The organism is Cupriavidus sp. BIS7, from assembly GCF_000292345.1.
GTDB lineage: Bacteria > Pseudomonadota > Gammaproteobacteria > Burkholderiales > Burkholderiaceae > Cupriavidus.
Window position 1 is genome coordinate 99,736 of the sequence record NZ_ALOU01000005.1, and the last position, 13,923, is coordinate 113,658.

At 63.6% G+C, this 13,923-nt stretch carries 10 protein-coding genes; 3 read left to right on the forward strand and 7 right to left on the reverse strand.

What is annotated here, in order from left to right:
* The first annotated feature begins 12 nt into the window (after nt 1-12).
* Together B552_RS0101515 and B552_RS0101520 are read left to right on the forward strand one after the other, a co-directional pair.
* Complete coding sequence (locus B552_RS0101515) at nt 13-1,110, forward strand: porin (RefSeq protein ID WP_019447227.1); 1,098 nt, start codon at nt 13-15, stop codon at nt 1,108-1,110.
* Nucleotides 1,111-1,154: 44 nt separating this feature from the next.
* Nucleotides 1,155-2,129, forward strand: a complete 975-nt coding sequence (locus B552_RS0101520) for a tripartite tricarboxylate transporter substrate-binding protein (RefSeq protein WP_051003508.1) — start codon at nt 1,155-1,157, stop codon at nt 2,127-2,129.
* 257 nt (nt 2,130-2,386) lie between these two features.
* Here B552_RS0101520 and B552_RS0101525 read toward each other — a convergent pair whose 3' ends face one another.
* The 7 genes from B552_RS0101525 to B552_RS0101555 form a co-directional block, all read right to left on the reverse strand.
* The gene (locus B552_RS0101525) at nt 2,387-2,851 is read right to left on the reverse strand and encodes a YaiI/YqxD family protein (protein WP_019447229.1); all 465 of its coding nucleotides are present in this window, start codon (nt 2,849-2,851) and stop codon (nt 2,387-2,389) included.
* Nucleotides 2,852-2,865: 14 nt separating this feature from the next.
* The gene (locus B552_RS0101530) at nt 2,866-3,183 is read right to left on the reverse strand and encodes a Rieske 2Fe-2S domain-containing protein (protein ID WP_026035192.1); all 318 of its coding nucleotides are present in this window, start codon (nt 3,181-3,183) and stop codon (nt 2,866-2,868) included.
* Between the two features lie 68 nt (nt 3,184-3,251).
* Nucleotides 3,252-3,590, reverse strand: a complete 339-nt coding sequence (locus B552_RS27005; RefSeq protein WP_051003502.1) for a carboxymuconolactone decarboxylase family protein — start codon at nt 3,588-3,590, stop codon at nt 3,252-3,254.
* Nucleotides 3,587-4,972 carry an FAD-binding oxidoreductase gene (locus B552_RS0101540; protein ID WP_019447232.1) on the reverse strand — a complete coding sequence of 462 codons (1,386 nt, stop codon included), beginning with the start codon at nt 4,970-4,972 and terminating at the stop codon, nt 3,587-3,589. Before B552_RS0101540 ends, B552_RS27005 begins: the two co-directional genes overlap by 4 nt.
* 110 nt (nt 4,973-5,082) lie before the next feature.
* Nucleotides 5,083-8,361 (reverse strand): AAA family ATPase, encoded by a 3,279-nt coding sequence (locus tag B552_RS0101545; RefSeq protein ID WP_019447233.1) that lies wholly within the window; start codon nt 8,359-8,361, stop codon nt 5,083-5,085.
* A 296-nt stretch (nt 8,362-8,657) separates the two neighbouring features.
* Complete coding sequence (locus B552_RS0101550; protein ID WP_026035193.1) at nt 8,658-10,562, reverse strand: acyl-CoA synthetase; 1,905 nt, start codon at nt 10,560-10,562, stop codon at nt 8,658-8,660.
* 188 nt (nt 10,563-10,750) lie between these two features.
* Nucleotides 10,751-11,956 (reverse strand): hypothetical protein, encoded by a 1,206-nt coding sequence (locus tag B552_RS0101555; protein ID WP_035879258.1) that lies wholly within the window; start codon nt 11,954-11,956, stop codon nt 10,751-10,753.
* Nucleotides 11,957-12,626: 670 nt separating this feature from the next.
* Here B552_RS0101555 and B552_RS0101565 point away from each other — a divergent pair.
* Nucleotides 12,627-13,787 (forward strand): porin, encoded by a 1,161-nt coding sequence (locus B552_RS0101565; protein ID WP_026035194.1) that lies wholly within the window; start codon nt 12,627-12,629, stop codon nt 13,785-13,787.
* Nucleotides 13,788-13,923 lie beyond the last annotated feature (136 nt).

The window sequence follows — 13,923 nt, forward strand, 5'->3', positions numbered from 1 at the left end:
GGAAACGGTTAGATGAAGATCGGAAAGATTGCGGCGGGCCTGCTCGCTGCCGCGCCACTGCTGGCTGGCGCCCAGTCGTCCGTCACCATGTATGGCGTGGTGGACACTGGCATTGAATACGTGAGCAACGTTGGCGCAGCCGGCAACGGCGTGGTTCGCATGAATACGCTGACCGGCACCGTGCCTTCCCGCTGGGGCATGCGTGGCACCGAGGATCTGGGCAACGGCTTGAAGAGCGTGTTCGTGCTGGAAGGCGGCTTTGCACCCGATTCCGGTTCTGCCAACCAGGGCGGCCGCCTGTTCGGCCGCCAGGCACTGGTGGGTCTTTCTTCCAGCCAGTGGGGCCAGATCTCGTTCGGCCGCCAGTACACCATGCTGTTCTGGGCCACGCTCGATCCGGACATCCTGGGCCCGAACGCCTACGGTTCCGGTTCGCTCGACAGCTACCTGCCCAACACGCGGGCTGACAACGCCGTGGCCTACAAGGGCACGTTCGGCGGCCTGACCGTCGGCGCAACGTACAGCTTTGGCCGCGACACCGTCAATGCCGGCCCAAGCCCGTCTGGGTCCAACTGCGCCGGCGAGGTTCCGGGCAACCCGAGCCAGTGCCGCGAGTGGTCGGCCTTGATCGGCTGGGACCAGAAATGGTGGGGCATCACCGCCGCCTACGACTCGCAGCGCGGTGGCCCGGGCGCGTTCGGCGGCCTGACCAGCAGCAGCCTGCGTGATGACCGCGCATCGCTGGCCGGCTACGTGCTGCTCGATCGCACAAAGATCGGTGCCGGCGTGATCCGCCGCAACAATCAGGGCAGCCCCACCCCGCTCTCCGAGCTCTACTACGTCGGCGCGGCCTACGACATCACGCCTGCCTTCACGCTGGCCGGCCAGCTCTACTACCTGAACTACCAGAGCAGCCCCAATCGCGCGATGCTGTACGCCGTGCGCGGCATGTACAACTTCAGCAAGCGCACCGCCGTGTATGCCACCGCCGGCTACATCAACAACGACGGCACGCTGGCAATGTCCGTGAGCGGCGCGCAGGCCGGCGCCAATCCGAAGCCGGGCGGCAACCAGTTCGGCGCGATGATCGGCATCAAGCACATCTTCTGAGCATGAAAGGCGCCACGAACATGAACAAGAATGTCCGCCGCACCATGCTCTCCGCCATCGGCATTGCGCTGGGGGCCGCTGTTATTGGCGTTTCCGCACCGGCGCTGGCCCAGGGTGGTTATCCCAACAAGCCGATCACGATCGTGGTGGCCTACCCGCCCGGCGGCGATACCGACGTGCTGGCCCGCCTGATGGCGGAAAAGCTCGCCGCTCGCCTGAAGCAGTCGGTCGTGGTGGAAAACCGCACGGGCGCCGCCGGCACCATCGGCAGCGCCTATGTGGCGCGCACCGCTGCCGACGGCTACACGCTGCTGATTGCGCCGAACACCGTGTCCATCGCGCCGCTGGTGCTGAAGGCTGGCACGGGCGCGAACTACGACGTGCAGAACGACTTCACGCCCATCGCGCAGATCGGCACGCAATCGCTGTTCGTGGTGGTCAGCAAGACCACCGGCATCACGAAAATGAGCGATCTGGTGGCGCGCGCCAAGGCTGGCAAGGTGGAGACGTACGCAACGCCGGGCAACGGATCGCCAATGCACATCATGGGCGAGATGTTCAACAAGTCAGCCAGTGTGAAGATCTCGCAGGTGCCCTATCGCGGCACCGCACCGGCGATCGTCGACGTGCTGGGCGGCCAGGTACCGATGACCTACGTCACCTATGGCGCGGTGGCGCAGTACGTGGGCAACGGCAGCCTGATACCGCTGGCCGTGGCCGACCAGAAGCGCTCGCCGTTTGCACCGAACGTACCGACGCTGGCCGAACTGGGCTACAAGGACGTGGAGATCGGCGCGTGGCAGGCGCTGCTGGCCCCGAAGAACCTGCCGCCCGAGATCGTCCGCACGCTCAACGGCCACGTCAACGAGATCCTCAAACAGCCCGACGTGATGGCGCGCATGGCAACCATCGCCGTGACGCCCGTGGGCGGCGAGCCCGCCGTGCTGCAGAAGCTGATTGCTTCCGATACGGCGCGCTACACGAAGCTCGTGAAGGAATTCGGGATTCAGGCTGATTGAGGGATAGAGCCCCGCGCTAGTGTTTCACGAGGGTAGTACTCACAGCCCGGCCAGGGATGGCCGGGCTTTTTTTGCGTCATCACGAAGGGATTGAAGGTTGCAGGCCGACATCTGAGTCCCGCCTTGTCGCTGATGGTGCGCTCCGGTCGTGTCCCGATCTATCCGGGTCGGCCAGCCTATGACCGCTTCTGGCCGAACCCGGAAGTCAGAGGCCATCATCAAGGACGGTCCAACTGCGTTGCTGTGGCTAGCACGCTTCAGGTGCGCGTAAGTGGCGGCGCATGACGCGCCAGAAATCGGTCCAATTGGCCGGCGAACGCCTTGCTATCCTGCGTGGTGTATGGGGCTGGGCCGCCGGTATCAACGCCTGAGCCACGGAGCTGGTCCATCACCTCTCGCATGGTCAGGCGCTCCTGAATGTTCTCACGGCTAAACCAGATCCCTCGCGGGTCGAGCACGTAGGCGCCTTTGCCAAGGGCGGCGGCGGCAAGGGGAATGTCCGCCGTAACCACGAGGTCCCCACTGCTGACCAGTTCGACGATACGATCATCGGCAGCGTCAAAGCCTGCGGGCACTTGAAGTGCCTTGATGAAGCGTGAAGGCGGCGTGCGCAAAAATTTGTTGGCTACCAGCGTGACGCACACTTCGACGCGCTGTGCGGCCCGAAACAACATCTCCTTGACGACAACCGGGCAGGCGTCTGCGTCAACCAGTACTTGCATCGCGGCATTTCCTATCAGGGGGCGGGAGGGTCCACCAGCAACCTCACACTGTCCTCGGTCGCTTCGACGGGAAACTTGCGCAGGCACAGGCTTGAGCCGGGGTCACAGGGCTTGGACAGGTCGAATTGCAGGCCGTGGGCTGGGCATTGCAGAACACTTCCCTCCAGCTTGCCGCTTGCCAGCGACGCCCCGCTGTGTGGACAAGAGTTTTCGATGGCGTGAATCGTTCCGTCGATGTTGAACAGGACGACGCTCTGGCCGTCGACGAAGACGAGCTTGCGCTGGCCGGGAGAAAGTTCGTCCAACTGGGCGACTGTGATCTGCTTCTGCATGGTGTTCATTTGTGTTGTCTCCCTCACGCCACGGCACGCTCGTTGGTGTCCCCAGTGTCCCCGGCATCCTACTGGTCGCGTACACGCTCCAGTTCTTCAAGCAGGAGCGGGCCGCCAAGACTCATCGTGTGGATGCCCAGCACGCTGACAAGCTGCAGCACCGCGGTAATCTGTTCCGGCGTGGCCCCGAGTTCAAGCGCCTTGCGGATGTGACGCTGCGTGCCCGACGCATGCAGGTGCGTGCAGGAGGCGTCCACTGCAATGCTGATGAACTCGATGACCTTTGGATCCAGCACGCCGGATTGTATCGGATGCATGCCCATCGCCACGAATCGTTCCGTCCAGACTGGATCGAGTGTCGTTGCTGCGCACGACAACGCAGGCGCAACCTTTCGGCGCAACGTCAGGCGGGCCTGATGTTCTGATTGACGCGGAACAGGTTTGCCGGGTCGTACTTGCGCTTGATCTCCGCCAGTCGCGGATAGTTGTCGCGATAGGCGGCCTTCACGTTGTCATTGCCTTCATCCATCATCATGTTGATGTAGCCGCCGCCCGCTGAATGCGGGTGCAATGCCAGCCAGTAGTCCTTGGCCCACTGCACAATGCGGTCGTTGTTGGCCGGGTCGGGATCGACGCCGACAATCACGCTTGCGAAGTTCGCATCGCGGTAGCTGAACGCGGTGTCACCGGGGCCCGCGCGATGCGCCGCGCCGTTGATCGGATACAGGTGCATAGTCGAGTGCATCGATGGCAACTGGTGCGCGTACTTGAGGTGCAGGTCGATTGCCTTGTCGCTCAGATCGCTCACGAAGTCGGCTTTCCAGTACCACTGCAGGCCAGGTGGATACAGTCCGTCAAACATGCTCTGCAAGACCGGCCACGGGATCGGGCCCGCAAAGTCCACCGCAGGCGGCATGGCATCACGAATCGGCCTGAAGCGATCTTCTGCCTGATCGAGCGGGCCGGTGTAGCACCACACCACGGCGCACATCTTCTGCAGGTGAACGGCCTCGGGGAACGGTGGCCCGGGCGGCACCGTAACAAAGCCGAACCAGCCATTGATGTCCTCCGGGGCAGTCAGGATGAACTCGCGCCACCATTTCATCAGCTCGCGCGCCTGGTCCATCGGCCACAGCATCGGGCCGCCATAGACTGTGGCGACGGGATGGGCCTTGAACTCGAACGACGTGACCACCCCGAAGTTGCCGCCACCGCCGCGCAGTGCCCAGAACAGGTCCGCGTTCTCGCTGCTGCTTGCATTGACCACGCGCCCGTCGGCCAGTACGACCTCGGCACTGAGCAGGTTGTCGATCGTCAGGCCGAAGGTGCGGCTGAGGTAGCCAATGCCCCCGCCAAGCGTCAGGCCGCCCACGCCCGTGGTAGAGAGGAACCCGCTGGGCGTCGCCAGCCCATAGGCGCTGGCGGCGTGATCGACATCGCCCCAGGTACAGCCGCCACCGACCCGAAGCGTGTTGCGCGCTGGATCGACAAACACGCCTTTCATCGGAGACAGGTCGATCACCAGTCCGCCATCACACGTGCCGAGGCCAGCGCCATTGTGCGCACCGCCACGTACGGCCAGCAGCATTCCGCCGTCTCGTGCGGCGTTGACCGCCGCAATGACATCGGCAACATCCGTGCAGCGCGCAATCAGTGCCGGGTGCTTGTCGATCATGCCGTTGTACACAGCACGTGCCTGGTCATAGGTCGCATCGCCGGGCTGAATCAGTTGCCCACGAAATTGCGGTTTGAGCGCAGTTGCGACGGATTCCCTCAGAGAGTCTTCCATGGTTGCCTCCTGCCGGTTGCCATGCAGGAGTTGTATCAACCACGGTGTTTGGAAAGCGTTAGGCGAGCCGTTATTTGCCCCAGTTTCCGGCTCGGCTGGCCCCCGGCGGATCAATCATGACGACGCGCCAATAACGCACGCGCCTGGACGATATCGGGCTGCTCGAAGCCTTCGGTAAACCTGCCGAGTGCCGACTCGATCACCGTGCGAGCGCTGATGCCACCCTGCGGATCGCGCAACTTCGCCAGCGACATGGCGGCGCGTAGTTCGAAAGGGTGAGCCCGTTGGGCCGTGGCGGTCTCGATCGCCTTGATCAACGACGATTCGGCTTCGGCAAGGTTGGCGCTGCCATGCAGAAGAAGCTCGCCGCGCAGGCGATACAGTTCCGCGTCTACCCAGTGCTCGCCGGTGTGCTCCGCATGGTCGAGCGCCTGATCCAGCGCGGCAAACGCGGCCTCGGTCTCGCCCACGTCACCCAGACACTCCGCCAGCAGGCCGAGATACAGCGGCAGCCGCACGCGTGCGCCGGTTTCACGAAAGCCTTCGATCGCTGCCTGCACTTCCGCCGCGGCACCGGCGCCTGGCACCTGCTTCGCTTTTGCCCAGGCAAGCAGCACGTTCGCCCAGGCGAGGTAGTAACCGACGTGGTATTGATCGGCGATCTCGTGCGCCTGTTGCGCATAGTGAAGCGTGAGACCGTGCTCCCTTCGCAGGGCATGCTGCGTTGCAAGATAGGCCAACGCCAGCGCCTGGGAAAACGGGTGTGCCAGCCGGTTTGCCACCTCCAGCGCTTCGCGCCCACGCTGCAAGGCCTGATCTGCGAGTCCTGTGAGCCAGAGTGCATGCGCGGACCACGCGGCTGCCAGTACGCCGAAGTTGCCGCCCATCAACGACACATGCTCGGCGTGCTGGGTTTCGTCATACGCGCCCGCCGCGCGTTGATACGCCGGCTCCACCGCTTCCCAGTCCCCTTGCTGGATCAGCGTCCCCATCACATTGGTCCACGCCATTGCCACGTAGGTACCCATCTCCTGCGTGCCGAATCCCGCGATGAGTTCCTCGCTCAGGCTCCTCGCCTGGGCAAACTCCGCCCTGACTACGCGAAGGAAGGCAAGGTTGAGCTGGGCACGTACCTGTTGACCGATGTCGCCGACTTGCCTGCTGAGCTCCACCGCTCGCCGCAGCGGCGTTTCAAGCTCCGGCGCGGCCCAGCCACGGGAAATGCGAATCGGCGGGGCAAGGTCGAGTTGCAATGCCAACGACTGCCGGTCCCGCTCCTGCGGGTCAACGATCCGATCGGCTTGCGCCAGCCCGCGCTGCAACAGCGCAATGGCATCGTCATAGGCGTACACACTCTGCGCTACGCTGGCTGCGCGTCGATAGTAAGCGGCCGATTCCGTTGCCAGGCCCGCCTGCTCGAAGTGCGCGGCAATCTGCGCGCTTGCAGCGTCAGGATCATCGCCCGGCGCCTGCACTAGCGCGCGTGCCACGCGTTGATGCAGGCGCCGGCGTTGCAACGGGCTTACCTCCGCGTATGCCACGTCCCTGATCTTGTCGTGGCTGAAGTCGAAGACCATGCCCCCGCTGTCTGGCTGGCGCACAATGCGGCGTTGCCACAGTTCGTCCAGCGCGTCTGCGACGGCGTCCTCGCCCAAATCGCTGGCCTGGGCCAACACATTGGCGGTGAACGCTCTTCCAATAATCGCCGCCACGCCGACGATATGCCGGGCGGTGGGTGACAGTTGCGCCAGCCGGCTCGAGATAACCGTGTAAACCTTGGGCGGCAGGTTCGATACCGTTCCTCGCTGCGTGTAGTCTGCCGGCGCGAGGTCGGATCGGGCGCGCATCATCTCGACCGTGAACAGGGGGTTGCCCTCACTTTCTTCGAATAGCCGGGTTGCCTCGGCATCGGCCAGCGGCCGATTGATGATCTGGGCTGCGATCTTCGCAGTTTCGGCGGCATCCAGTGCGCCCAGCAACAACTCCGTGAGCTGGTCGTCGCGCCGCAAGGCATCAAGCAGCCCGCTCACGTTGTGCGATGGCGTGATGTCTTCATGCCGTGCCGTAGCAACCACGAGGAGCTTTGCATTCACGTCGAAGCGCATCAGAAAGCGCAGCCATTCAAGCGTCTCCGCGTCGCACCATTGCAGGTCGTCAAGCCACAGCAGCAACGGGCCGTCCTTCGCCAGTACAGCGCGCGCCAGCGCTTCGAAGAACCGCTGGCGCTGCCAGTATTCGGTGAGCGGGGATGGCGGCGAAAGGCCGGGTTGCTGCGTCAGCAGTTCTGGCAACAGGCGCGCGACTTCGGTCAGCCACAGTTTGTCGAGTCCGCTTATCGCTTCGCCCAGCGCCGGGCTGCGTAGCCATCCGGTGACCGGCGCAAACGCAAGCTGCCCCTCTGCTGCGTACGCGCGCGAGCGCGCCGCGGTAAAGCCTTGCCCGGAAAGATGCACGAACAGTTCCTCCGCCAGGCGTGACTTGCCGATGCCGGCTTCGCCGGAGATCAGGGCGAACTGCTTGTCGCCAAGCAGGCAGCGCTGCCACACTTCGAGAAGCTGCCGCCATTCTTCATGGCGTCCGATCATCGATAGCAAGGGGTCCCGTGGGCGTTGGCGCTGCGACGGCGCAGCCTGAACAGCAAGCCGCGCATACGCGTCCCGCAGGGCTTCTCCTGGCACGGCACCGAGTTCCCGCGCGAACGTTTCAACACAGCTGCGATAGGTGCGCAATGCGGACGCAAGATCGTGATTCAGCGCATGCAGGCGCATTAACGCCATATACGTGGGTTCGCGGAATGGGTCGAGCCGCTGCAACTGCTGCGCGTGTTTCAACGCCTTTGCGTAGTCACGTCTGTCCTCACTCAACTGGCTGAGTCGCACGAGCGCCGCAATGCACTGATCGCGCAACTGATCGCGCTGCGGGGCTATCCACTCATCGAAACAACTGGCTAGCAGGTCGCCGCGATACAACTCTGCGGCGTGCGTCAGCAGTTCCTCTTCATTGGCGGCGTCACTGCTCTTTGCGGCCCGCCCCGCGGCTGCCAGGGCAGCCTGAAACTGCGCGACATCGAGATCGAACGCCGGATCGGGCAGCCATTGCACCATTTGCCCATCGGCCTGGACGAACCGGGCTGCATGCGGCCAGGTTTTGCGCAGATGAAACAGCAGTTGACGCAATGCATTGCGCGCCTGCGCCTGGCTTGAATCCGGCCAGAACAGGAAAGCGAGTTGCTGGCGCGATTGGGGGGCGTCCCGATGCAGAATCAGGTAAGCAAGCAGTGCCTGCAAGCGGGGGGAACTCGCATCAGGCATGGGCGCGTCAGCACCGTCGAGATGGAACTCGCCGAACAGGCGGACAGAGCGGCGCGCTTCAGTAGGGTTGCTGGTCATAGCTGATCTAGCCTGCCTTCACTACGGCGATGAAGCTGACCATGCCTTCAAGCTTGACCATTGCTCGGATACGGATGGGGAATCGGCGCCGATCTTTAGTCTAGTGCCAGCATCGCCCGCGACCGATACATCCATCGGGCGGTGGAACGACCTGGCCAGCGGCTGCGCACCCCCTTTTCACTGCAACGTGCGAACGTTGCTTCACATGGCAAGGGACGTGTGCGGGATGAGGCGCGCCGCCCGCGCAGCCTCGCGATGATGGCATCGAGACTGGATGGGGCGCGCGCACGCGCCCCTCAGAACCAGACGATTTCGTGCCGCGTTGTCAGCGGGTCAAGCCTGGAATCGATCTGCCTGGCTACAGACTCGCGTGCGCCGATGTCGACGCCGCCGACGCGCACGGTAACCAGGCTGCCATGTTCGGCGTGCGGGCCGACGTCGACGACAATCTCGGCCGGGGGCGGCGCAAGCTCGGCAAGCATGCGGGTCACCGCGCGCTTCGTTGCCTCGAACCGCAGCGCTGGTTTGAACACTTTTCCCACAGCGGTGAGCGGAATCGCGTCGATGAAATAGACGTGCACGGGCACAGCGGCACGTTCAGGCGTGCGTTCTCTCAAAAAGGCGATCAGCTCGGCAGCGTCGACCGCAGTGCCGGGTCGCAGCTGCACGAAAGCCACCGGCAGTTCGCCCGCGTAGGCGTCTGGCTCGCCCACCACGGCTGCCAGCGCCACGCCCGGATGCTGAAAGAACACCTCCTCGATCGCCGTCGGGTCGATGTTGTGGCTGCCGCGGATGATCAGGTCCTTGGCGCGCCCGGTGAGCCACAGCGAGCCGTCATCGTCGATTCGACCGAGGTCGCCGGAATTGACCCAGCCCGGTTCGACGAAGGCATCCCGGTTATGCGCCTCGTTCAGGTAGCCGGAGAACACCCCGGGCCCGGACATTGCCACAATGCCGATCTCGTTGGGAGCGCAGTCGCCGACTGCGAGGCCATCGCGGTCGAACTTGACGACACGCACCCGGCTGTATGGCAGGGCATGGCCCGCCGAACCCAACCGAAGTGGCCGGTGCGGGTAGGCTCCGGTCAGCGCGCTGGCGGTCTCGGTCATGCCGTAGACCTCGATCATGGGCAGGCCGAGCAGCTGCGCGTAGGCCTGGCTCACCGCTACCGGGACGGCCGAACCGCCGCCGGCGGCGTAGCGCAGGCTGCTGATGTCGGCACCGTTGACGGGCACCTGGATCGCCGCTGCCAGAACCGTGGGCACTGCGGCCAACGTGGTGGGCTTGTAGCGCTCTACCAGGCGCCAGACGTTAGGGATGGCCTCAGGCTCGCGCCAGCCGGCCGGCCCCAGCACCACCAGCGCGCTACCGCCCGCCAGCGTGGCCAACGCTTGCGTCAACGCGCCGCCAACATGGAACAACGGCAGTCCGTACAACAAGGGGCTGCCCCCGTGCGGCAGCATCAGCCCCAATGCCCAGGCCTGGTACACCTGATTGCCGTGCGTATGGCGCACCAGCTTGGGTGTGCCGGTGGTGCCGCCGGTGTGGAAGTATCCCGCGGTGTCGTCGTGCCGGATGCAACGACCACTGGTCAGGCGGTCAGCGGGGCAACCCGCGAGCATCGCATCGAAGTCGTGCATTCCCGGTGCGTCAACACCAGCGCCGTGAACAACCAGGATCGCTGTCAGTTCAGGCAGCCGGTCCTTGATCTGCAGCACCTTGGCGTAGATGTCCGACCCGGGAACCGGCCCGAGCGTGACGAGCACCCTGGTTCGCGCTGCGCGCAGAATCTCGGCCAGCTGCTCGGCCGATAACATCGGATTCACCGGATTGGCGATGCCCGCAGCCTGAGCACCGAATAACGCGCAGAACGCCTGTGGAAGCAGCGGCATCAGCACGCTCACGACATCCTCGGGCCCGACACCAAGCTGGTGGAACAGGTTGGCCGCCTGCGTGACGCGGGCGAAGAACTGGCTGTGCGAGATGGTGAGGGGCGTCTCCTCGGGGTCGGCCTTCGACAGGAAGTGAATGGCCGCTGCGTCCGGGTTCGCGGTCGCGCCCAGCCGCAGCGCCTCGTAGGTGCTCTGCGCCCGGATACGTTGGGCGTACGGCGTGGCCTCAAAAGCCGCCAGCTCGGCCCCGGATTGCAACGTGGGCAGCTCTGAACCGATTACTGCATCAAGCAAGTGGGCTCGCGTCATCGGAGAGGGTCCTTCCCGGGTCGATCGCAAAAGCAGCGGCCAGCGTTGAATGGCAAATGGGCTCCCAACCATCCCACTTAGTGGGATTCTGGAAATCTAGGTGATCCGGAAGGAATAGCAAGTGTGCCGTTTGCGCAATGAATAGGCGCGACCATTTTCACAGGCCGCGGGCGATTGACTGCTTCGACCTAGGCCGCGAGCTCAACGGCTCTCGTTTCAAGCAGATCGATTAGTACCCGTTCAACACGACTTCCACCGACGCCAACGCGTTGGTCTGCAGGTATCAGCTTCAATGTATTGGCTGCCTCCGTGTACTGCCCTCTCGCATACTGACTGACAGCATCAACCAGCCTGAGCGAGAGCCGCGTCTGATCGCTGGGTTCCCTGGCCGTGATAGCCGCCCTGCTTTGTTCAAGCGCAGCAATATCGCCCGCCGATGCCTGAATTCCAGCAAGATGCAGTGCCACAAACGGATGCGACAGCATGGAATTGAAGCGCTCGTACAGGGCCGAAACCGCGGATGAAACCGGACGCGTAGCCCCTGTACGCAGGTATTCACGCAACAGAAAGCCGCCGCAATCGGCCAGAGTCAGCACCGGACCACAGCGAGTGGTCTCTGGTGCGCAGTAACGCTCGTAGCGCTGCCATGCCTGCTCGGTCAGCCCCAACTGCCACTCTGCCAGTGCCAGGTGCCACTGCACATGGCCATACATAACGCCGCCTTCCGCTGACAGGCGGTGCTCATTCAGCCAGTTGCCGAGCAATTCCATTGACTCTCCAGGTTCACCCTGGTCGTGCAGCACATGCGCATAGCTATGGATAACGTAGAGAGCCTGTGGGCGCTGCTGCAGTGCTCGCTCGACAAGTGCACGCCCACGGTTCTGATCACCGGCCTCACTGGCTGCGAACCCCAGACGTGCGAGGCAGGCCCAATCATCCCGCAAACCGGGATCGACCGATTCCATGATATTCAGGACGCGCTCAAGCTTGCGCGCACCGCCGTAGAAGATCAGGTAACCACAAAGCTGCGAGATAACCAGCAGGTCGCCGGGATTGGCAGCGATGTAGGCCTCAGTCGCTGCAAGGTTGGCGTAGGGGTCTTCAAGCAGGCCAAACAGCGCGGAGACATGCGCACGCTCCCAGGGCTGTGCAGTGCGTGCTGCCAGTAGCGCACGCTCCTTGAAGAAATCTGCGTCCGCCGCCCCGGAGTCTTTGGCAAGCATATGGCGCGCAGCAAGGGCCAGAGCGAAGTTGCTGTCCAGCGCCAAAGCCTGATCGAGGGCAACCGCTGCGCCCGTCTCAGAACCGAGGATTCGGTCAACAGCAAGTTGATACCGTTCTGCCGCTTCGGGATGGTCAATAGAAAGACGTCGACCGGTGCGCGCATCAATCATATTGGCTCCCTGAGTTGCAAATTGCCGATGCGAAGCGCTCCGATGCGGTTTCAGTGTAGTTCAGCCGCTGGCCGTCACCGCAGCGCCGCGCTTGTCCCCGCCGCGATCACAGCGGGACTGACGCAGGAGTCGGCGGAAGCGATCAAGGGTTGGCACAAAGGGGGGCACAGGGCTACCTGTATCGCCGGGATGGCGATCACCAAGGTCATCTGGCGTCACCTTTCCCGAACTGCACGTCTGCACCGCAAGGCCAAAGGGGGGCCGAGGTCGGTCAACTGTCGCGTTTCGGCAACGCGCAGGCCAACGTCTTCCACGCCCGCGGCGCGCGCCGATTCGGTCAGCAAATTGCGCAAGGCGTCGGCGGAAATCACCGAGGCCAAGCAAGGCCGACAGGCTGATTCCGGCGCGGCTCAACGGTTTGCGGGGATCGAGCCCGGCTTGCCGCGCCACATGGACGTCGTTCGTAAGCGCTGCGGCTCGGAGGCGGTGCGCCATCGCGTTTTCCCTGAGTGTCCCAGGATGGCTATCAAGTGTCCCAATTTGTACATCGCACCGGCACGCCTGAACTCACACTCGCTTCGTAGATTGAGATGGTTCCCCAGGTTCGCAGCTGACGGCAAACGGGGCGCCGCGGGTTGAAAACTATAGCGATGAAAGTGGAGGAGTTTTGGTGAAAAAAACGTTATTTGCCTTGGCCGCCGTTTGTGCGTGTGGGGCAGCAAATGCGCAGTCCAGCGTAACCCTGTACGGCGTGGCCGATGTCAACATCGAGTACGTCAATAAGGTCGGCGCCGCCGTGCCTTCGGCCGCCAACGGCTTCAATCCCGGTGCCGGCCATAGCGTCGTCCGCGAGGACTCCGGTGGCTACTCCGGCTCGCGTTGGGGTCTTCGCGGCACGGAAGATCTGGGCGGCGGGCTGAAGTCCATCTTCGTGCTGGAAAGCGGCTTCGCTCTCGATACCGGTGCGATGCAGCAAGGTGGCCGTCTCTTTGGTCGCCAGGCCTTTGTTGGCCTTGACTCGCAATATGGCCAGGTCACATTCGGTCGGCAATACCACTCGTTGTTTGCCACGCTGGCCAACTTTATCCCGGCGCGATATGCCACCCAGTATGAGCCGGTCGGCGTGATCGCCGGTGCCAACTTCCGCGAGGACAACACGGTGAAGTACACCGGCGTGTTCGGCGGCCTCACGGCAATGGCCAACATGTCGTTCGGCGTGGGTACGACGCTGCCGCAGGTCACCCCCGGCATGCCGGTTTCGGGTAGCACCGGTGAAGTGCCCGGGGCGTTCCGCCGCGACTCCGCCTATGGCGCAGGCTTGAGCTACCTGACCGGGCCTTTCGGCGTAGGCGTTGGCTACGACCAGTGGAATCCGACGATCGGCACGGGCAGCGGCACCTTCAAGAAGGCAGCCGTCATGGGCAGCTTCGCCATCAATGGCACGGCCAAGGTCATGGGCGGCTACCGCTGGGGCCAGAACAAGGATCAGAACGGCAACCTGATCCTGCGTGACGACTTCTACTGGGTGGGCGGCCAGTACCGGCTGTCTTCCGCACTGGACTTCACGCTCGAGTATGACTACCAGAACGTGAAGAACGTCGGCGGCAATGTCCACGCCGCCAACCCGTGGCAGCTTGCCCTGATTGCCGATTACTCGTTCTCGAAGCGTACCGATGTCTACCTGACGATGGCGTACGCAAAGAATGCCGGCCTGGCCATGGAATCGGCAGCAAGCAACTATGCCACCAGCCTTACGGTCAACAACTACGCGCTCGCCAATGGCCAGAGCTCGATGTTCGGCGCCGCCATCGGTATCCGACACATCTTCTGATGCTGGTGCGGGTAGCGAACCGCAGATGTTGAGCGCGCTACCCGATGAGCCCTGCCGCTTCTTGCGGCGGCTCTGAAGATCAATCTGTACAGGCTCCACAGGGAATGCCGTTTCCTTCCCGTCCGGGCGGCACTTT

Coding starts and splice junctions, on each gene's coding strand:
- B552_RS0101515 (WP_019447227.1), top strand. CDS start 13: ATGAAGATCGGAAAGATTGCGGCGGGCCTGCTCGCTGCCGCGCCACTG.
- B552_RS0101520 (WP_051003508.1), top strand. CDS start 1,155: ATGCTCTCCGCCATCGGCATTGCGCTGGGGGCCGCTGTTATTGGCGTT.
- B552_RS0101525 (WP_019447229.1), bottom strand. CDS start 2,851: ATGCAAGTACTGGTTGACGCAGACGCCTGCCCGGTTGTCGTCAAGGAG.
- B552_RS0101530 (WP_026035192.1), bottom strand. CDS start 3,183: ATGCAGAAGCAGATCACAGTCGCCCAGTTGGACGAACTTTCTCCCGGC.
- B552_RS0101540 (WP_019447232.1), bottom strand. CDS start 4,972: ATGGAAGACTCTCTGAGGGAATCCGTCGCAACTGCGCTCAAACCGCAA.
- B552_RS0101545 (WP_019447233.1), bottom strand. CDS start 8,361: ATGACCAGCAACCCTACTGAAGCGCGCCGCTCTGTCCGCCTGTTCGGC.
- B552_RS0101550 (WP_026035193.1), bottom strand. CDS start 10,562: ATGACGCGAGCCCACTTGCTTGATGCAGTAATCGGTTCAGAGCTGCCC.
- B552_RS0101555 (WP_035879258.1), bottom strand. CDS start 11,956: ATGATTGATGCGCGCACCGGTCGACGTCTTTCTATTGACCATCCCGAA.